Source organism: Fibrobacter sp. UWH9, assembly GCF_900129715.1.
In the GTDB taxonomy this organism is placed as follows: domain Bacteria; phylum Fibrobacterota; class Fibrobacteria; order Fibrobacterales; family Fibrobacteraceae; genus Fibrobacter.
The window spans coordinates 165,344-183,962 of sequence record NZ_FQWP01000005.1 but is presented as its reverse complement, the minus strand read 5'-3'; the positions used below and the strand labels follow the sequence as shown (position 1 = coordinate 183,962).

Here is an 18,619-nt window from a genome sequence, read left to right as displayed (position 1 = left end):
CTAAGGTCAAATTACATCTTCACAGAATCCTGGGAGACGAACTTCTTGATCTTCTTGTCGCCAATCCAGAGCTTCTTGTGAGACTGGAGGTCGGTAAGTTCCATATCAACCTGGTAGAAGATAACGGACTTGCCACCTTCCTGGTCGACGATGGTGTTGATGGTGCCGGTGAGCATCCAGTCGGCGCCCTGTTCCATGCCCAGTTCCTTGGCGGTTTCTTCGGTAGCGTTGCCGCGCTGGTCCATAACTTCCTGGCGGAGTTCTGCGCGTTCGTCGGAGTTGGCAACGAAGTCAACAGCACCGGAGTTCAGCAGGGCACGTTCCATGTCCTTGGTAAAGGTTTCGACACTGATATGTTCGTGGCTCTTGTTCTTGACCTTGCCGATTACGACAGTGGGAGTACGATCCATAGACTTGATGAGACGGTCGATCTTTGCGCTAGAAAGGCAGCTAGAGATCATTTCGTCAGCCACCAGGCGGGAATCGGTGTCGTTCCACTTGCCAGACAGGTCAGTAGTGGAATTTTCGTCGATACGGGTAACGGACTTGCCACCACCGCTGCTGCAAGCAACAAAGCAAAGGCTGCAACCAACGGCGAGAAGAGCGAACAGTTTACGCATAATTATCTCCTTTTAGATTTTATGACCCATATATAGAAAAAATACCCCCATCCGAGGACAGGGGCACTTTCAAGATTTTTTGAGATTCAGAAGAATTACTTATCAGCGAACTTCTTGGAAGCTTCAGCAACCTTCGGGTCCTTCTGAGCGTCCTTGATCTTCTGCTTGATACCATCTTCGATCTGCTTCTTCAGCTTTGCAGCGAGAGCCGGGAAACGATCTTCAAGAGAGTCGCTGAATACCTTGGGAGCCTTAGGAGCGGCCGGCTTGCCACCGAACTTACCACCCTTCTTGTTGAACGGGCGCTTGCCACCCTTACGGGGAGCCTTCTTCTTATCGGCAGCCTTAACTTCTTCCTTAGCTTCTACCTTAACTTCTGCAGCTTCTGCAGCTTCAACCTTAACTTCTTCGACTTTTTCTTCTGCCATGATATACCTCTTGAAAATATTGTTAATTGTCGGGCCAAATGTAGTAATTTTTTGATTTTTAGCAAAGATTGTAAAGCAAAAAATCCCTCTTTAGGCGTAGCGATTCTCCAACCAGTGGGCCAAAACCGTAATATCGGCCGGTCGGACCCCCGGAATTCGGCTTGCCTGGCCCAATGTGAGGGGCTTCTGGGCGTTCAGGCGCTGACGACTTTCGATACTGATGGCCGAAATCTGCATGAAATCCAGGTCCGGAGACAGCTTTACAGACTCCATCTTCTTCTGGTCGTCGATTTCTCGGGCCTGACGGTCGAAGAAACCGGCATAAATCTCTTCGGCATACATATACCACTGGTCGCGGCGGGAAATGTTCAAATCGGGAGTAGCCACCTTGAAGAACACTTCAGGGTCGATGCCGGGGCGGCGCAAAACGTTAATCCAGCGGGTACGTTCCGTTGCCAGGGCCTGACCACCTTCGGCCAGAATGCTGTTTGCCTCTTCGGGGAGGGCGCTGGTAGTTGCAAGACGTTCCTTTACAGTAGCCATCAGTTCCTGACGGCGGACCCAGTCGGCAAAGTCGGATTCCGACAGCATGCCGATCTTGCGGGCCTTTTCCTTGAGGCGGGCTTCGGCGTTATCGCTGCGGAGGAACAGACGGTATTCGGCACGGCTGGTAAACATACGGTAGGGTTCGTCCAGCAGAACGTTCACCAGGTCATCCACCATGACGCCCAGGTAGCTTTCGGAGCGGCCCAGAATCAGAGGTTCTTCGCCTTTAACTTTAAGGGCAGCATTAATACCAGCCATCAAACCCTGGCCAGCAGCCTCTTCGTAACCGCTGGTGCCACAAACCTGGCCGGCAAAATAGAGGCCGGGCACCTTCTTGCATTCAAAGGTGGGGTAAAGCTGGGTCGCATCTACGGAATCATACTCAACCGCATAACCGATCTGCAGCACCTTGGCGCGGGTCAAACCGGGAATGGTATGAATGGCCTGGAGCTGAATATCCGCCGGCAGACTGGAGCTGAAACCGTTGATATACACTCGACCAATATCGGCCTGTTCCGGTTCCAGGAACAGCTGGTGGCCATCACGGTCGCCAAAGCGGTTGATCTTGTCTTCGATACTGGGGCAATAGCGGGGGCCCTTGCCGTGGATACGTCCACTGAACATGGGGCTATCCTTAAAGCCGCTACGCAGAATATCGTGAGTCTTTATGTTGGTGCGGGTAATCCAGCAGACGCAATCGTTGCGGACAAAGCTGTTCTTGGGGTCGCCCCAGAAGTAGTTCGCATCGCGGCCGGGAACGGCATTGTCCAAGTGGCGGTCGCTCATGGGCCACGGGGAATCGTCACCACGCTGCACTTCGCATTCGTTAAAGTCGATGGAATCCGGATCCAGGCGGCTAGGCGTACCCGTCTTAAGGCGACGGAGCTGCACCCCTTCGCGGGCCAGGCATTCCGAAAGCTTGTCGGAACTAGGCTCCCCGACTCGCCCACCGATGCTGGTATCCAGACCGGTAAACATCTTAGAAGCCAGGAAGGTTCCGCTCGTCACCACGATAGACTTGGTAATGTAACGCTTGCCGTCCAGCAAGGTCAATTCCAGGCGGCCATCAGCCATACGTTCAAAGGCAGCCAGTTCCCCTTCGATTACATCCAGCCCCGGGAGGTTCGTAATCACTTCCTTCGCCACTTCGCTATAATACTTCATGTCGCACTGGGCGCGGGGGCCCCAAACGGCAGGCCCCTTGCTCATGTTCAACATGCGGAACTGAATACCGGCCTTATCGGTCAGCAAGCCCATCAGGCCACCCAAGGCATCGATATCGCGAACGATCTGGCCCTTGGCCACACCGCCCACAGCCGGGTTGCAACTCATGCGACCGATGGCATCAATTTCCATAGTCAGCATGGCCGTCTTTACGCCAAGTTTCCAGGCAGCATGCGTGGCCTCGATACCGGCATGACCGCCACCAATCACAACAACGTCGTATTCAGCAATAATCATAGGTTAGGATAAAGCGGATCGCAGAAAGGATAAGGGTTAAAGCGAGATTAAAGCGGAAAGGATAAAGCGGAAAGGATAAAGGTTAAAGAATCGAGCTCATTAGAATCAGCCAAATCCTTTAACCTTTAATCTTTAACCTTTAAACTCTAAACTACTTAGCTGCGGGAGCAGGTGCTGCAGGAGCGGCAGGTGCTTCAGCCGGAGCTTCGGCAGCCTTGGGAGCTTCGACAGTCCAGACAACCGGAGTGCCCTTCAGCAAGGCAGCGATTTCGGTCTTCAAAGTTTCCTTTTCGCTTTCGAAGGAACCGTACAGCTTGTAGGTACCATCCGGGTTCACCAGGTAGACCTTGGGAACGTAGCCATCGCTATAGAGTTCGCCGAATTCGCGGGTTTCATCCCACACAACGTTAATGGTTTCGTCCCACTTGGCGTTGTCCATGAACTTACGGATGCCAACCTTGTTGTTTCCGCCGCTAGCAACAGCCAGGGTGGTCAGGCCGGTAGAAGCAAATTCCTTGGCGATGTCGAGAATCTGGGGAGCAGCGTGCTGGCAGTGGCCGCAAGTTGCAGAGAAGTAGAACACCAGGGCAGACTTGCCGGCGATGTCAGAAAGGTCGGTAGACTTACCGGTAACACCAGTTACAGGAACCTTGTAGTTCATGAGCTTGGGCATGCCGTTAGCGAGAGTATCGCCACGGAGTTCAGCCACGGCAGCCTTCACCTTTTCCTGTTCTTCCTGCTGCTTCTTCATGGCTGCCTGACGGAGTTCCTGAGCCTTCTGCTGGTAGCGCTGGCCCACTGCAGCCAGAGAATCCTGGGGCAGCTGGAGGGTAAGGGTCGAGTCCTTCACCTTGGCGGCAGCTTCCTTGATACCGAGAATGAAGTAGTCTTCATCAAGAGAAGTATCGAACTGGCCACCAATAGCGTTCAGCTGGTTACCGAACTGCATACCGATCAGGTAAGAGAACTTGGCATTGTCGCTGGACTGTGCGTTAATGGTAACGTTAGCACCGGTAGAAGCCTGGGCTGCAACAACAGGCAGGGCGTTGGTTGCAGAATCCATCCAGGCACGCATCTTCTGCTGGTCGCCTTCGAAAGAAGCGAAGGTTGCGCTATCCGGGCGGGTTGCCTGGGCACGGTTACGGGCGATAGCTGTGTAACGGCCACCCACTGCCTGCAGGGAATCATCGGTCATCTGCGGCTTGAAGCTGGTATCCTTAGAAGCCTTCACCATGTCGCGTACGCCCTGGACCACAGCGTCCATGTACAGTTCTTCGCCCATCTGGCGAGGAATGAAGGTAGCGTTCTGACCACCAAACTGAGCACCAAGCATATAGGCGAACTTCTGGTCGTCGGTAGAATTGGCATCGATGGCAACAACCTTCTTGGCAGCCTGTTCATTACAGGCAACCAGAGCGAGGGCTGCGGCACCCAGAGCAAACTTTTTCATGTTCATTTTGTAATCTCCTAATTATTCAGCAAAATATTCCTTGGCCTTGGCGACAACGTCTTCCACCTTGACCATGGTGAATTCCTTTTCGTTGCGGAACTTCCATTCCACTTCGCCGTTTGCAAGACCCTTCTTGCCGATAGCGATACGGACAGGACTGCCCCACAGGTCGGCATCCTTGAACTTGACACCCGGACGTTCGTCACGATCGTCAACGAGAACGTCGATGCCGTTTGCTTCAAGTTCTGCTTCGAACTTTTCTGCAAGTTCCACCAGTTCCGGTTCCTTGCCGATGGGAACGATTTCCACCTGGAAGGGAGCGATGGACTTGGGCCAGATGGGGCCGAAGTCATCGTGGCTGTTTTCAACAACGGAAGCCATGAGGCGGCCGATACCGATACCATAGCAGCCCATGATGGCGGGAGCGGTAGTTTTTTCGGCAGTGAGATACTTGGCACCCATGGATTCAGAGAACTTAGTGCCCAGCTTGAAGATGTTACCCAGTTCGATACCGCGGGTTTCAGAAAGTTCGCCACCGCAGCTGGGGCACTTGCAGCCGCCCTGAGCTTCGGCAATGTCGGCCACTTCGAATGCCGGGAAGTCGCGCTTCGGGGTGCAGTGCAGCAAGTGGTAGTTTTCTTCGTTTGCGCCCATAACGAGATCGCAAGCGTCAGCCAGAGCTTCGTCAACGATGATGCGGGTGTCGTGTGCGCCGATGGGGCTAGCAAAGCCCGGCACCATGCCGCAAGACTTGATGAGAGCGTCGTCTGCCGGGTAAAGTTCCTTGGCCTTCAGCAGGTTGTGGAGCTTGATTTCGGAAACGTCCAGGTTGCCCGGAACCATGACGGTAATGAGCTTGCCTTCGAAGTCGAAGAACACGCACTTGGCAGTGGACTTGGGGTCGATCTTCAGGAATGCGCTCAGTTCTTCGATAGACGGGCAGTGAGGAGTTTCAACCTTTTCGGGCATGGCATTGGCGTCGCCCTTGTAGGTTTCGCGGGTAAACTTTGCGATTTCGCGGTTGGCCTGGTAGCCGCACTTCTTACAGAGGATCAGGTAGTCTTCGCCGTTGGGAGTGTCCAGCATGAATTCGTGGGCAACCTTACCGCCCATAATGCCGGTATCGCTCTGCACCACCACCGGTTCAATGCCTACGCGGCGATAGATGCGGAGGTAGGCGTCATATTCTTCCTGGTAGTGCTTGTCCAGGTCTTCCTGAGAAGAGTGGAAGCTGTAGGCATCCTTCATGAGGAATTCGCGAACGCGGATCAGACCGCCGCGGGCACGGGCTTCGTCGCGGTACTTGGTCTTGAACTGGTACAGCATGAAAGGCAGCTGCTTATAGCTGTTCAGCACGTAGCGAGCCATATCGGTCATGGCTTCTTCGTGGGTCATGGCCAGCACCATGTTGTGGTTGTTACGATCCTTAAAGCGGAGAAGTTCTTCGCCAATGGCCTGGTAACGGCCAGATTCGCTCCACAGGTCTGCGGTCTGAACCACAGGCAGATCCACTTCGATACCGCCAATCTTGTTCATTTCTTCGCGAACAATGTTGGTGATCTTCTGGATCACGCGGAAACCCATGGGCATCATGGAATAGATACCGGTGGAAACGGGCTTGATGTAGCCGCCGCGCATCAGGAAGATGTGGCTGGGCATGGTAGCGTCGCTGGGCGTTTCGCGGAGCGTGACGTAGAAGTACTTAGAGAGTTTCATAACGATCCTTTAAATCCGTATGGACTATAAGACAAATTTTTCGGGCGAAAATTTAGCAATATTACAACAGCTATTTTTTTAAATGTCAGGGTTTGGCACCGCCAATTTTGTATTTTTTCGGCCATGGAATTTATAGATAAAGTTCGCAACAAGCCTTCCGTTCAAAAAATCATGAAGTTTTTCCCGGCAATCGCCTTTTTAGGCGGTTTCGGCTGGGATTCCATTACCCTGGGAATGTCTATCGATGATTCGGACCTGTGGTTTCTGCTGGCCTACTACACCGGCGCCCTGATCCTGGTCATTTTGCTGTCTGCCCGCCTGGAACACCCTGAAGGATGGACCAAGGAGCGCCTGGCAGCCGCTGCCGCCGCACAGCCTGTAAGGCCCGCCGCCAAAAGCACTGCAAAAACCGACAGCAAGGCCGAAGCAAAGGTTGAACCCCCTGCCGAAATCAAGGCAGAAGCCCCCAAGCCCGCAACTGCCGCCAAGGCCGCCCCCACCGGCAAACTGGGCAAGGCCGCCGAAATGGCAGCAGGAGTGGCCGCAAATGCAGCAGGTGTAGCCGCAAACGCCGCGGGAGTTGCCGCCAAGGCAACTGCAAATGCCGCAGCAAACGCCGCCGGAGCCACCGCCCGAGCCGCAGCAAACGCCGCCGGGAAGCTGGCCGACAAGGTGGGCTACGAAAGTACCGCCATCCCCCAGAACGCCATCGTCGTAGAGCACCACTTCCTGGACCGCGAATGGAGTCCCGTCTGGAAGGACCGTTTCACTTGGGCCCTGCAGTTCTTCTTCGGCGGCATGTTCAGCGCCCTGGTGGTCTGCTATTTCAAGAGCAGCGGTTCCATCGCCTCCTTCATCCTCGTTATTTTACTTGCAATTCTCCTGGTCGGAAACGAATTCCTCAAGAAGCATTACGAAAGTTTCGGCTTGAACCTGGCGCTGTTCTGCCTGCTGGGAACCATGTTCATGAACTTCACCATCCCCCATGTGGTTCACAGCATCGGTTTCGGATGGTTCTTCCTCTCTACACTTCTTTCCTTCGGCATCTGTACCGCCATCTGGAAGATTTCCCGCCGTTCCAGGGGCGTCCTGATTGCACCCGCCCTCATCAGCATCCTGCTGGTGGTTGCTTACCTCATGAACTGGGTTCCGCCTGTTCCCCTGGTATTAAAGCAACACATGGCCTGCCAGAATTTTGACAAGGCCACCTACACCTGCGACATGGACGAACCCACCTTCCTGCAAAAGATCGGCCTGGGCACCCCCACCGTCCATAAGCAAGAAGGCAACGAAGTCTACTTCCTGGCCTCGGTTTATGCCCCCGCCAAGCTCAAGGCCGAAATAGAATACCGCTGGTACTACGAAGACCCCACCACCGAAAAGTTCAAGCTGACCGACAAGATCTCTTCGGGCCGCATGGTCATTAACGGTGGACGCGAAACCGGATTCCGCAGTTTCTCTCGCAAGAAGAACGCGCCCCCCGGCAAATACCGCGTAGAAATCGCCTACAAGAACGGCGCCGTGATTGGCGCAGGTGCGTTCGAGGTCTTTGACGCCACCCCCGAAGACACCTTCGTCCGCGATACCCTGCAGTAATCAACCTGACTCCCCTACATAAATATTGGCTATGTTCTTTCAAAGTGTAGATGTAATATAACTATCTAAAAAACACACCCTTTTAGAAACTGAGATTTACCTACCTAAAAACTGTATCTTAGATACTTGGTCTAACCTAATCTTTGTTGGGTTAGACCATTTTTTCAGTAAATTCAACATAAAATGGCAGTCCTACACTCTAATAGAACATAGCCTAAAAACAACAAGAAAAAGAACAAGTCTCGCAAGAACAGCTTCAAAATCGAGTCGCTCGAACCGTGCCTCATCAACAATTTCTATCTTCTTTCTTTGGAGTGAACAAATGAATCGACTGTTACCTTTTGCCCTTGCCCTTGTTGCCGCCACCATGTTCTTTACCGCCTGCGGAGGCGACTCCGGGAGTGGCGCAAGCGACGAAATTTCCGTGAACTCGAGCGACGACGAAGGCCTCGACGCCGCCTCCAGCAGCGGGAAGACTTCCAAGAATAGCTCCTCGAGCGACGGCGCAAGCTCCGCGGATGTCACCCTGAGCTCGTCTCAGGGTCGGCTGTCAAGTTCGAGCGTTGCAGCTGGCACCGACCGGGGGTCTAGCAGTAGCGGGGCGGCATCGTCGAGCAGTACGTTTGTTTACCACATGTGCGAAAGTGGTGACACTCTAAGCTTTGTGGATGATTTGTCGTGCATGGTGTATTTTAGTTGTGTGGATTTCGAGTGGAATATTGACTCTACGATATGTGCCCCCAAGCCCAAGGTTTACCCGAACATGGACCGCCAATTCGAAAACCCGTACAGCACACTCAGCGAGTTCACGGACCCGCGTGACGGCCAGAAGTACACGACGCTGATACTCCACAAGTATGATTTGAATGGAAAACTTGTGGAAGACGATTCCATCGAGGTTTTCGCGCAGAACCTGAACTACGGCGAGATGGTTGACTCGAGCGTCCACCGGCTGGACGACGGCAAGGTGGAGAAGTACTGCGAGCTAAACGACGAGTGGTTCTGCGAGAACGGCTGGGGCGGCCGCTACACTTGGAGCGAGGCGATGGGGATATCGTCGAAGTACGATTCCGTGCTCTGGAAGGATACGACCGGCGGCAACACCCGCATACACCAGGGCATCTGCCCGGAGGGGTGGCACATCATGAACGGCTACGAGTGGGAAAACTATGCGAAGGGCACCGGCCAGGACATGGCGTCGAAGGCGAACTGGACAACGGACAAGACCGGCGCGAACCTGCTCGGCATGTCCGTGCTGTTCGACATGCGCGACTATGAACTCAGCTGGATGCTGACTGATTTTGTATTGCCTCAAGAAATGAATGACTCATTGGCGAACGTGGTGTCTGTTAATGATGATTACGTGAGTTACGGAAAGAGTGTTGGTGCTTTTAAGAGAATGAACATTCTTTACATCCGCTGCGTCAAGAATTACTAGCCGCCTGACATAATCCAGGCCAAATTCAAGAAATTTTAAACAAAAAAGGCACGGCGATACACCGTGCAGGGGGGAATCTTTGTCCAATATCAATAAAAACAGGCTATGTTCTTTCAAAGTGTAGATGTAATATAACTATCTAAAAAACACACCCTATTATAATCTGAGATTTACCTACCTAAAAACTGTATCTTAGATACTTGGTCTAACCTAATTTTTGTTGGGTTAGACCATTTTTTAGTATTTTAGCCTAAATATTAAAGGTCAGACGAACTCTTTCGCGGATCAAACCCATAAAAACAAAACGGACTAAACCTGCATCAAAGCAAAGTTTAGTCCGTTTTTTTGCGCCATTCCGAGGTCTACAGCCCCGAGGGAGCCCGCAGCAATTACTTACTCGGGCTGATTTTGTTCAGGCCGATTACTTGCCCAGGCCGAAGCGGATAGCGCGTTCACCCTGCACGCGGAGCACATACACGCCGCTATTCAGGGAGCTCAGGTCAACCATCTGACCGGCAGAAACATTGCCGCTCATGGCTGCACGACCGCGAAGGTCCACAACTGCATACTGCAGGTCCTTGCCGCGAGAAACGCTGAAGTTCATGTTGCCTGCGCCCATGCGGATTGCAGAAGCCTGGGCAAGCATAATGGGCTTGCGTTCGATACCCACCACAGGTTCGCTCTGGGTCAGCTTGTAAAGGAACTCGAAGGCTCTCTTCTGCACTTCCTTTTCGTACTTGGGATCGTCATCGTAGAATTCGTGGGCAACACCTTCGACAAAGTAAGTTTCATGTTCAATCTTCTTCTTGGTCAGCAGGGAGTCAATCACATAGCTGCCATACAGAGTGGGAGCGTGCAAATCCAAGGCATAAGAAGCCACAGTGGCACCCAATTCAGAAGGAATCAGGTTCTGCAGCACCTTGGCCACATTGCTCAGGGGGCGACCCGTCTTGAAGTAAACGGTTTCATCCTTGGTGCCGTGAATCAGGAGCACCGGAGTCTTGTTGTCACCAATCATCTTCAGGTTGTGAACGGCACCCCACAGGGCAACCACACCGTTGGCAAAGGGATTTCCCTCAGAACCGTAATCATCCAGGAGACCCAGGTCAGGAGCGCCCTTCTTCTTGATATAAGAGGGGAAATCATCTTCGGTACGGGCATAAACATCTTCCAGGGAGATGATTGCGCCGGCGCTATTTCCGAGGAGGTAGATACGTTCGGGGTTGATGCCGTACTTGTCGGCGTTGGCACGGAAGTAACGAACGGCGGCACGAACGTCCTGAACGCCACGGTAAACGGCGCGGGCGAAGTCAACGCTATCGATGCTGAGCTGCTTATCCTTACCGGTCAAGGTTACGCCCAGGCGGTATTCAATGGAAGCGGCCACGTAACCGCGGGCAGCCAGGGAGTCGCAATAGTTCACGGACTTCTGTTCGAAATCGTCCTTGGCTCCGGCCACCATGGCACCACCATGACTCACGATCACCAGGGCACGATCCTTGGCCTTGTCATCCTTCGGTTCATAAAGGTCCAGCTTCAGGTCGCGCTTTTCGGTATCATTTTCGTTGTTGTAGAAGTAGGCGACCGTCGTGGGGTCCTGCTTCAGAATTGAAGCAGCCTGATTGTACTTCAGCAGGGATTCCGTAATGGTATGATAGGAGCTGAGGTGCGGCACCTTGGTAGCGAAGCTAACGTCAGTAGTCTTCTTGACCTTGAACTGGCGATCCTTATAGCGTTCTGCGGCAGTTGCAGACGTCGAAAGAACCAACATAGAGAGCGCAACGGCGGCTACGCCCCATGTTTTTGATGAAAAATAGTTCATATTCTCTTCCTTTCTTAAAAATTCGGCGGGAAATATAGACAAATTTTCATAAATTTGTAGGTATGACAAAGATTAAAACCGCAACTCTGCAAGGAAAGTGGACTGGTGATACCAAGTCCAACAACGAATGGTACAAGGCCGAAGCCCGCAAACTCAAAGGCCAGGGTGTCGATATCATCATCCTCCCCGAAATGTTCCACACGCCCTACTTCCCCTTCGAAGAAAACGCCGACTTCTTCGACATGGCCATCGAAAAAGATGACGTCCTTGTTCAGGAATGGCAGAACATCGCCCGCGAATTGAACGCCGTCGTGGTGTTCCCCTTCTTCGAAAAGCGCGCCCGCGGCATCTACCACAATTCAGCCTTTGTCTTTGAACGCGACGGAAGCATCGCCGGCCTTTATCGCAAGAGCCACATTCCCGACGATCCCGCCTTCTACGAAAAGTATTACTTCATCCCCGGCGACACCGGCTTTGAACCCATCCAGACTTCCGCCGGCAAGATCGGCGTGCTGATTTGCTGGGACCAGTGGTTCCCCGAAGCCGCCCGCATCATGAGCCTGAAGGGCGCAGACCTTCTGATCTACCCCACCGCAATCGGCTGGATGAAATCCGAACCCGCAGAACTTTACCCCCGTCAGCAGGACAGCTGGACCACCGTCATGCGCGGCCACGCCATCGCCAACCGCACCTTCGTGCTTTCTGCAAACCGCATCGGCACCGAAGGCGAACTGACCTTCTGGGGAACAAGCTTTGTTGCAGCCCCCGATGGCTACCTGATCAAGAAATGCGATACCGATTTCCTGGGAGCCTCCATCGTCGAAATCGACCTGGGCGAAACTGAATTCAATCGCCGCTGGTGGCCGCACTTCAGAGACCGCCGAGTAGACCTGTACGGCGACATCCTAAAAATCTGGTGCGAGGATTAACAGTAGACAGTAAACAGTAGGAAGTAGACTGTGATATAATCGCGCGCACCAGCGCGCCCGAATAAAAAAGAGCTTCCTACATCCTACTTCCTACTAATCACAAGCCACTAACAACTAAACACTAACCACTAACCACCTTTCTATGGCAACATCTATTCGATATCCCGCTGAATGGGAAGAACAGGCAGCCACCTGGCTCGCCTTCCCCCACAATCCCAAGAACTGGAACGGCGAACGCGGCGTAAAAATCCGCGCCTTCTATTTCAAGCTGATCAAGACCATTACCGATTTCCAGCCGGTCAACGTCATTGTCCCCAGTCAGAAGTTCTTCTCTGACGAAGAAAAAAGTATCCTGGCCTCCTGCAAGCACCCGGCCAACGTCATGGTCATCAAGAACAACGACATCTGGATCCGTGACTACGGTCCGTTCTTCATGCAGAAGGGCAAAAAGAAAGTCATCGTAGAAACCCAGTTCAACGCCTGGGGCGCCAAGTTCCCCCCTTGGACTCTCGACAACAAGATTCCCGCAGCCATCGCCGAAAAGACCGGAACCAAGCTGGTCAAGAGCGTTCCCTACATCTTTGAAGGCGGCGCCATCGAAGTGAACGGCGACGGTCTGGGCATCACCACCCTGGATTGCCTTATCGGCAAGAACCGCAACGCCGACAAGGACCTGCCCAAGGTTGTAAAGGCCCTCTGCAGCGCCTTTGGACTCCGCGATTTGCTGGTCCTCCCCCACGGCCTTCACGGCGACCACACCGACGGCCACATCGACAACGTCGCCCGCTTCGTAGAAAAAGACCGCGTGGTCATGTGCTGGGCCGAAGGCAAGTCCCCCAATGCCCCCATCCTCGCCGAAGCCAAGTACCTGTTGGAAGCCTGGCTCAAAAAGCACTACGGTGATTCCGCCAAGGTCGACACCCTCCCCATGCCGCCCCAGCGCACCTTGCCCACCGGCGAAATCATGCCAGCAAGCTATATGAACTTCATTTATGCAAATGGAGCATTGATTTTCCCCAAATACAAGTCTCCTAACGATGCAGTCGCTATGAAGTATTTCCAGAGCGTCTATCCCGATCGCAAGATTATTGCGATCGATAGCCGCACCGTACTGGAAGAAGGCGGAAGCCTTCACTGCATGAGCAAGCACGAGAACGCGTAGTTCAAGCGAACTCTTTGAAATATGGGCCGCAGAAAAAAAACTGCAACCTGTAAGAAAAGCCTCTTGATTCAAGAGGCTTTTTCTTTTGGACTTGTAGAAAATGCAGAACGTTTGTGCAAAGCAAAAAAAAACGTCCCCCCCCAAAAAAAGAGGAACGTTTCTCAGATTTTTTACTTGGAATTTTCAAGTAGTTTCTATGCGTTTTCCAGCAGTTTCTGGACGCTCTGGGCAAACTTTTCCAGGCTGGGGTCGCGGGCGCCCATCAGGAGGATGGTATCACCAGGCTTGGCGTCGGCGACCATAGCCTTGGCACATTCATCACGCTTTTCGATGTAACGAGCATCTGCGCCAAGGGCCACCAGGTCGTTGGCCAGATCGCCTGCGGAAATGTCGCGAGTAACCGTTCCACCAGCGTAGTAGATTTCGCTGAAGTACATTGTGTCGGCGGCACGTTCCCCGTCTGCGGAGGCCGCGTCGGAACCGCGCAGGGCCTTGTTGATGAATTCCACCAGGTCGTTACGCAAGAAGCGAGTAGGTCCAAATCCATGAGGCTGGAACCAGGCGAGAACGCGGCCAGCGGTAAAGCTCTGGGCACTCTTGATGCTGGCAGAAATCTTTGCGGGATTGTGTGCGAAGTCATCCACCAAGGTCACGCCATTGAAGGTGCCGAGAATCTGATGACGGCGGAACACTCCCGGGAAAGAGCTAAGGGCGTCCGCGCAGGTGCGGAGCGAAACTCCGGCCTTGAGCGCGGCTGCGGTTGCAGCCAGGGCATTTTCCATATTGTGGCGGCCCGGCATGGGAACCGTAAACTTCACCAGTTCATTGTTGTGACGGCAACGGAAAATGATGCTGGGGCCTTCCGTGCGGAAATCAATGCCCTGGACGCCCACATAGCTTTCAGTACCGAAGTCGTTATGACGATCCTGGCTGAAAGGCTTTGCCAGCGGGTGAGCGTCATTCACGATCAAGGTCTTGCCGTTCTTCAGAATGTTGTCGCGGAACTTGCCGAAAATTTCCTGCAGTTCGCTCATTTCCTTGTGGTCCTTATCCACGTTGAGAATGAGGCCCACTTCAGGTTCGTAGCGGACCAGCGTTCCATCGCTTTCGTCGGCTTCAACCACAAGCCATTCGCCCTTGCCGCTGACAGCATTACCGATCTTACCTTCCTTCTGCAGGTTCACAAGGCCAGCGCCAGTCATTACAGAAGGCTGCAAACCGGCGTACTGCAGAATGTGGTAAATCATGGCAGTCACAGTGGACTTGCCGCTGGTACCGCTAACCGCAATGGTCTTTGCTTCCTTGGAAATCTTGGCCAGCATTTCGCTGCGGTGCATCACCTTCACACCAAGTTCCTTGGCACGCTTCAAATCCGGATTGGAATCTTCGATGGCGGTGCTGACCACAACGGCGGTCAAGTCTGCGGAAACACCTGAACCATCCTGGGCAAAGCACTTGATACCGCACTCCTCCAGCTGTTCCATAACCCGGGGCTTCTCGCAGTTGCCTGCAAGATATTCACCAAACTGACGGTCAGATCCGCGAACATCAACACCGCGGCCAACCAAGTACTGGCCAATGGCACTCATGCCAACACCAGCAACACCAATAAAGAAATAAGCTTCCATAATTCAGGCGGCTCCTGCGCCAATTATAAAAGGTTCGGATCGATTGTGGGTTCGTAACCGGGTTCTACGAAGTCTTCCTTGGCAATTCCCTTCTTGCGGGCGGCCTTCATCTGCTTGATGAGCTTGCGTTCGGCAGCCTTGGCCTTACGGGCGGCGGCACGTTCCTTGCGTTCAGCAAAACGCTGGGCACGAGTCTTACGTTCCTTATAGGGAGCGGCCTCTTCCGGAGTGATAGCCAGGAGTTCGTCGCTTTCGTATTCGTCGATGTAATCGCCCTCGTCCTCAAAACGCATTTCGGGATCCAGTTCGCGGAAGGCGGTATCGTCTTCAGAGAAGTTGGGAGCGTCTTCGGGGCATTCCTTCTTCAAGAGTTTCAGCACCTTGTCGAAAGGCTTTTCCAGAGGAACCTTGAACTTCATCTTCTTGCCGGTAGTCGGGTGAATCAGTTCAATCTTCACAGCCTGCAGCAACTGGGCCGGAGCAATTTCCAGAACCTGTTCTGCATATTCGCGCATCAAGGGAGACACGCGGTTCAGGCAACCTTCGCGACCATCGTACAAGGGATCGCCCACCACAGGGTGGCCCATGTAACGGCTATGCACGCGGATCTGGTGAGTACGGCCGGATTCCAGCTGCAGTTCCAGAAGGGTTGCAAAATTAAAGAACTTCTTGGCGGTATAATGGGTACGGCTTTCCTTGCCGCCATTGACCACAGCCATCTTCAAGCGGTTCTTGGGATTGCGACCGATAGGCGCATCGATGGTACCTTCCAAGTCGCGAACATGGCCCCACACCAGAGCGTTATAGGTGCGGTGCAAAGTGCGGGTTTCCAACTGATGTGCCAGGTGACGGTGAGCGTTGTCATTTTTGGCAACCACCATCAAACCCGGAGTGTCCTTATCCAAACGATGGACAATACCCGGGCGCAGAGCGCCATTGATGGTAGAAAGGTTTTCCTTGAAATGGTACAGCAAACCGTTGGCCAAGGTACCGCCCTTTACGCCGGCACCCGGATGCACCACCAGATTACGGGGCTTGTTGATCACCACAATATCGTCATCTTCGTAAACGATATCCAGAGGAATTTCTTCCGGTTCCAGGGTAGAGGCTTCCTTTTCGGGAACTTCACCGCAAACCACCACCATACCCGTTTCTACACGGAAGTTCTTGGGAGTGGCCACCCCACCCACCTTCACTTCGCCGGCAGCGATCATCTTCTGCACATCGGTACGGGAAACATTTTCAAGAACGCCAACAAGGAACTTGTCGATACGTTCACCATTCTTCTTTTCGTCTACGAGATAATTCATACAAGGGTAAAGATAGAAAAAAGCCAAATCCCATTTAAGATTGGAATACAGCAAACAGTACAATTCAGACTTTTTGGATTTATATTAATCGGTATGCGATACTGTATACGATGTGCAAGGGATATCGGTGAAGGGCACGAGTATTGCCCTCACTGCGGGACTCCGCAAAAGAGCCCCCTGCCTCGCCCAGTACCTGCAAAAAAGAAAGCGATCTGGTTCAAGATCGCAATTATCGTGGGAATCGTGCTGGTATTGATTATCGCGGTCTGCGTATCCATGGCAGTCACCATGTACGAAGATTCGAAACCCAATCCCGACGCCATCATCCACAACGCAAACGGGTCCATCACCACCACTGCAAAGACACTGCTCAAGGAATTCAACGACAACGAAATCCGCGCCGGCGAAATGTTCAACGAAAAGCGGGTCTCTTTCTCGGGATGCGTGGAATCCGTCAACGACATGCTCCTCTTTTCGACGGTTCACATCAACAACTGCGGAATCCTGGGCTCAAAAACCATCAAGGCCATCTTCCCCACCTCGGCCAAAAAAGACCTGGCCACCCTGGTAAAAGGGAACAAGGCGACCATCACCTGCACCATCGTAGATGGCGGCAACATCATGGGCGTCCTGGCAAAGGAATGCCTTGTAAATCGCTAGAAGTTAACGGTTCCAGCCGGAATGGCCGTCACCATAAAGCAGGGGGCCGTTATCATCGGGGTGACCTCCCCCGGTAACCGCGCCCTTCACTCCAAGCCAGCCACGCATCCTTTTGATACGTTCGGCCTTGCGCTTTTCGTCATCAAGTTTCTTCTCTTCATTAAGGCACTGTTCGTAGGCATTTTCGTCGTAGAGAGACATAGATTATCTTCCTTTGTAAGAAAGATAATCATTTTTTTGCAAACTATCTCTCAATGAATTGAGCTTTTTCCTCTAATGATAGGTCGTTTATTGACTTGCCGACTTGTTCTGCATACGCAACCAAGGCACGATGATCATACCGGCAAGATGGAGCCACCTTGTAAGGGTCAATGTTCGCCACATATTCACCATGATTGTCAGCCAAATTCATCGTCTTTTCATTTCCACTCATAGGTGTAATTCTCCAAAAGTTTCCTTGCAGACTTAGGCTCCAAGAGGAAGTGATAAGGGTGGCGGATACCGACAAAAAAGCACCCTAGAACTTCAATATAGTGATTTAACAATTCTTTGTTAAGAGCATAGCCATAAACATATCCCTCATATCCCCATTTAATCGACATATCCACCGCAATGGCGAAAAGATGACCTCCGACACCAGCATACCTTTGCGAACCAAACAGATGCTTGTTATTTCTTGGCGCAGTGCACGCCCAATGCAGCTGAACAACCTTGGATTCAGGTTCATTTTTAACAGCTACAAGCCCCTGAATTTCTCCTGAATCTTTTAATCCAAGGGCAAATACATCAATTTCCTTGGGAATCTTATTCCAGTCTATCCCCCACCCTTTTTCCTCTGTAAAATTGTCTAGAAAAGACCTGCTCTCTATCTTAAAAACAGCAGTTTCCTTTATCTCGCCGGTTTCATTATCCTTAAGGCATGGGACTATTTCGTCAAGCCAAATATCCACGCACCCTATTTCTGTATATTGCATATATCCTCTGTACGTTAAAACCATCATTTTCCCCACGTCGGGAAAATGATCGATAGCATTCTTCTGATTTTGTGATGTTCTAGCACTGTTGTTGGCAGGGGTATTCCCTGGCTTACGTAATGAGCAGGCTGCGTCTCCTGCCAGCTATCCAACAACATCAACCAGATGGTTAATGAGCCTTGCCGCGAATGCACGTACGGACTTATGCAAGTCTATGTCGACTGTCGCAAGGATTGGTGAAATACGGGTAAAATATACACCACCCCAAAACAGACGTCAATAGCCCCAAATTAGGGTAAAAATTTGCCCTAATTTGTGCCACTTGACTGCGCAAAGAATCCCTGTTTATATTAAGCAGAAAAAGGAAGGCTTATATGACTCTCGAACAGGAACTGAACATTCGCTACAAGAAGGGACGGGTAGAAGAAAAGGTGGCTGTCGCGCGTAGGATGTTCGAAAAAGAAAAGCCGATTGCAGAAATCGTTGAGTTCACCGGACTATCCGAAGCAGAAGTTCTTGAACTGCAGAAGGAAATGCAATAATTGGGGTTTCGCAGACTAGAACCGCAAACCATATAGAAAAGGCCACCCTTTAGGGGTGGCCTTCTTGCTTAAAATTTCGGCAAATCATCTTCCGAATTGGCTTTCGCAAGGAACGCCGTCGCCGTCGCCATCCATCTTTGTGCCGGGGCAATTTCTTATGAAGAACAGAGCCTCTTCATAACTTGTCATTTGGCTGCAGTAAACACGGCCATCACAAACAAACCCCTTATTCTCATTTTTTGAAGGAGTAGACGACCCATTATTCTTATGGGACGGAGCTGAGTAATCTTCGTCTTCTTCGCAATCCTTATCGCAAGGAACAGTGGGTGTAGAACAG

Annotated in this window: 17 protein-coding genes and 1 pseudogene; 6 read left to right on the top strand and 12 right to left on the bottom strand. The window is 52.2% G+C overall.

Annotated elements, in window-relative coordinates; all coding sequences use genetic code 11:
- Nucleotides 1–11 precede the first annotated feature (11 nt).
- The 5 genes from BUB94_RS06585 to BUB94_RS06565 form a co-directional block, all read right to left on the bottom strand.
- On the bottom strand, nt 12–620 hold the full coding sequence (locus BUB94_RS06585; protein ID WP_073159405.1) for a penicillin-binding protein activator LpoB: 609 nt from the start codon (nt 618–620) through the stop codon (nt 12–14).
- 95 nt (nt 621–715) lie between these two features.
- Nucleotides 716–1,048 carry a hypothetical protein gene (locus BUB94_RS06580; protein WP_073159407.1) on the bottom strand — a complete coding sequence of 111 codons (333 nt, stop codon included), beginning with the start codon at nt 1,046–1,048 and terminating at the stop codon, nt 716–718.
- A gap of 90 nt (nt 1,049–1,138) precedes the next feature.
- A complete protein-coding gene (mnmG, locus tag BUB94_RS06575; RefSeq protein WP_073159409.1) occupies nt 1,139–3,055 on the bottom strand; it encodes a tRNA uridine-5-carboxymethylaminomethyl(34) synthesis enzyme MnmG in 1,917 nt (638 codons plus the stop codon).
- Between the two features lie 151 nt (nt 3,056–3,206).
- Nucleotides 3,207–4,511 (bottom strand): FKBP-type peptidyl-prolyl cis-trans isomerase N-terminal domain-containing protein, encoded by a 1,305-nt coding sequence (locus BUB94_RS06570; RefSeq protein ID WP_073159411.1) that lies wholly within the window; start codon nt 4,509–4,511, stop codon nt 3,207–3,209.
- A 15-nt stretch (nt 4,512–4,526) separates the two neighbouring features.
- A complete protein-coding gene (locus tag BUB94_RS06565; protein WP_073235305.1) occupies nt 4,527–6,221 on the bottom strand; it encodes a proline--tRNA ligase in 1,695 nt (564 codons plus the stop codon).
- A gap of 123 nt (nt 6,222–6,344) precedes the next feature.
- Here BUB94_RS06565 and BUB94_RS06560 point away from each other — a divergent pair, with 123 nt between their 5' ends.
- Both BUB94_RS06560 and BUB94_RS06555 read left to right on the top strand, forming a co-directional pair.
- The gene (locus tag BUB94_RS06560) at nt 6,345–7,817 is read left to right on the top strand and encodes a DUF2914 domain-containing protein (RefSeq protein WP_249505503.1); all 1,473 of its coding nucleotides are present in this window, start codon (nt 6,345–6,347) and stop codon (nt 7,815–7,817) included.
- A gap of 322 nt (nt 7,818–8,139) precedes the next feature.
- Nucleotides 8,140–9,255: an FISUMP domain-containing protein gene (locus BUB94_RS06555; RefSeq protein WP_073235299.1), complete on the top strand. Its 1,116-nt coding sequence runs from the start codon at nt 8,140–8,142 to the stop codon at nt 9,253–9,255.
- Nucleotides 9,256–9,676: 421 nt separating this feature from the next.
- On the opposite strand, the gene BUB94_RS06550 is transcribed toward BUB94_RS06555, so the two are convergent.
- Nucleotides 9,677–11,077 carry a carboxylesterase family protein gene (locus BUB94_RS06550; protein WP_112131790.1) on the bottom strand — a complete coding sequence of 467 codons (1,401 nt, stop codon included), beginning with the start codon at nt 11,075–11,077 and terminating at the stop codon, nt 9,677–9,679.
- 62 nt (nt 11,078–11,139) lie between these two features.
- Between BUB94_RS06550 and BUB94_RS06545 the strand changes: the two genes are divergently transcribed.
- Nucleotides 11,140–12,006, top strand: a complete 867-nt coding sequence (locus BUB94_RS06545; RefSeq protein ID WP_073235297.1) for a carbon-nitrogen hydrolase — start codon at nt 11,140–11,142, stop codon at nt 12,004–12,006.
- Nucleotides 12,007–12,148: 142 nt separating this feature from the next.
- A complete protein-coding gene (locus BUB94_RS06540) occupies nt 12,149–13,168 on the top strand; it encodes an agmatine deiminase family protein (RefSeq protein ID WP_073235294.1) in 1,020 nt (339 codons plus the stop codon).
- 194 nt (nt 13,169–13,362) lie between these two features.
- Here the strand turns inward: BUB94_RS06540 and murC are convergent, their stop codons facing one another.
- On the bottom strand, nt 13,363–14,796 hold the full coding sequence (gene murC, locus BUB94_RS06535) for a UDP-N-acetylmuramate--L-alanine ligase (protein WP_073235290.1): 1,434 nt from the start codon (nt 14,794–14,796) through the stop codon (nt 13,363–13,365).
- Between the two features lie 23 nt (nt 14,797–14,819).
- Nucleotides 14,820–16,106, bottom strand: a complete 1,287-nt coding sequence (locus tag BUB94_RS06530) for an RluA family pseudouridine synthase (protein WP_073161619.1) — start codon at nt 16,104–16,106, stop codon at nt 14,820–14,822.
- Nucleotides 16,107–16,199: 93 nt separating this feature from the next.
- Between BUB94_RS06530 and BUB94_RS06525 the strand changes: the two genes are divergently transcribed.
- Entirely contained in the window at nt 16,200–16,766 is a 567-nt protein-coding gene (locus tag BUB94_RS06525) for an OB-fold protein (RefSeq protein ID WP_073235287.1), read from the top strand.
- A gap of 3 nt (nt 16,767–16,769) precedes the next feature.
- Here BUB94_RS06525 and BUB94_RS06520 read toward each other — a convergent pair whose 3' ends face one another.
- From BUB94_RS06520 to BUB94_RS06510, 3 genes are read right to left on the bottom strand one after another with little or no spacing between them, the layout of a single operon-like run.
- Entirely contained in the window at nt 16,770–16,967 is a 198-nt protein-coding gene (locus tag BUB94_RS06520; protein ID WP_073235284.1) for a hypothetical protein, read from the bottom strand.
- Nucleotides 16,968–17,010: 43 nt separating this feature from the next.
- Complete coding sequence (locus BUB94_RS06515; RefSeq protein WP_073235281.1) at nt 17,011–17,199, bottom strand: hypothetical protein; 189 nt, start codon at nt 17,197–17,199, stop codon at nt 17,011–17,013.
- Complete coding sequence (locus BUB94_RS06510; RefSeq protein ID WP_073235432.1) at nt 17,186–17,740, bottom strand: hypothetical protein; 555 nt, start codon at nt 17,738–17,740, stop codon at nt 17,186–17,188. The genes BUB94_RS06515 and BUB94_RS06510 overlap by 14 nt, the downstream gene beginning before the upstream one ends.
- A gap of 374 nt (nt 17,741–18,114) precedes the next feature.
- On the opposite strand from BUB94_RS06510, the gene BUB94_RS16705 reads away from it, so the two are divergent.
- Complete coding sequence (locus tag BUB94_RS16705; RefSeq protein ID WP_175549686.1) at nt 18,115–18,282, top strand: hypothetical protein; 168 nt, start codon at nt 18,115–18,117, stop codon at nt 18,280–18,282.
- A gap of 84 nt (nt 18,283–18,366) precedes the next feature.
- Here the strand turns inward: BUB94_RS16705 and BUB94_RS17475 are convergent.
- Nucleotides 18,367–18,504, bottom strand: a pseudogene (locus tag BUB94_RS17475) (excalibur calcium-binding domain-containing protein); the annotation flags it as partial.
- Nucleotides 18,505–18,619: the final 115 nt, after the last annotated feature.

What these genes read in the sequence shown, in the direction of transcription:
- BUB94_RS06585 (WP_073159405.1), bottom strand. Translation starts at nt 620, where the DNA reads ATGCGTAAACTGTTCGCTCTTCTCGCCGTTGGTTGCAGCCTTTGCTTT.
- BUB94_RS06580 (WP_073159407.1), bottom strand. Translation starts at nt 1,048, where the DNA reads ATGGCAGAAGAAAAAGTCGAAGAAGTTAAGGTTGAAGCTGCAGAAGCT.
- mnmG (WP_073159409.1), bottom strand. Translation starts at nt 3,055, where the DNA reads ATGATTATTGCTGAATACGACGTTGTTGTGATTGGTGGCGGTCATGCC.
- BUB94_RS06570 (WP_073159411.1), bottom strand. Translation starts at nt 4,511, where the DNA reads ATGAACATGAAAAAGTTTGCTCTGGGTGCCGCAGCCCTCGCTCTGGTT.
- BUB94_RS06565 (WP_073235305.1), bottom strand. Translation starts at nt 6,221, where the DNA reads ATGAAACTCTCTAAGTACTTCTACGTCACGCTCCGCGAAACGCCCAGC.
- BUB94_RS06560 (WP_249505503.1), top strand. Translation starts at nt 6,345, where the DNA reads ATGGAATTTATAGATAAAGTTCGCAACAAGCCTTCCGTTCAAAAAATC.
- BUB94_RS06555 (WP_073235299.1), top strand. Translation starts at nt 8,140, where the DNA reads ATGAATCGACTGTTACCTTTTGCCCTTGCCCTTGTTGCCGCCACCATG.
- BUB94_RS06550 (WP_112131790.1), bottom strand. Translation starts at nt 11,077, where the DNA reads ATGAACTATTTTTCATCAAAAACATGGGGCGTAGCCGCCGTTGCGCTC.
- BUB94_RS06545 (WP_073235297.1), top strand. Translation starts at nt 11,140, where the DNA reads ATGACAAAGATTAAAACCGCAACTCTGCAAGGAAAGTGGACTGGTGAT.
- BUB94_RS06540 (WP_073235294.1), top strand. Translation starts at nt 12,149, where the DNA reads ATGGCAACATCTATTCGATATCCCGCTGAATGGGAAGAACAGGCAGCC.
- murC (WP_073235290.1), bottom strand. Translation starts at nt 14,796, where the DNA reads ATGGAAGCTTATTTCTTTATTGGTGTTGCTGGTGTTGGCATGAGTGCC.
- BUB94_RS06530 (WP_073161619.1), bottom strand. Translation starts at nt 16,106, where the DNA reads ATGAATTATCTCGTAGACGAAAAGAAGAATGGTGAACGTATCGACAAG.
- BUB94_RS06525 (WP_073235287.1), top strand. Translation starts at nt 16,200, where the DNA reads ATGCGATACTGTATACGATGTGCAAGGGATATCGGTGAAGGGCACGAG.
- BUB94_RS06520 (WP_073235284.1), bottom strand. Translation starts at nt 16,967, where the DNA reads ATGTCTCTCTACGACGAAAATGCCTACGAACAGTGCCTTAATGAAGAG.
- BUB94_RS06515 (WP_073235281.1), bottom strand. Translation starts at nt 17,199, where the DNA reads ATGAGTGGAAATGAAAAGACGATGAATTTGGCTGACAATCATGGTGAA.
- BUB94_RS06510 (WP_073235432.1), bottom strand. Translation starts at nt 17,740, where the DNA reads ATGCAATATACAGAAATAGGGTGCGTGGATATTTGGCTTGACGAAATA.
- BUB94_RS16705 (WP_175549686.1), top strand. Translation starts at nt 18,115, where the DNA reads ATGACTCTCGAACAGGAACTGAACATTCGCTACAAGAAGGGACGGGTA.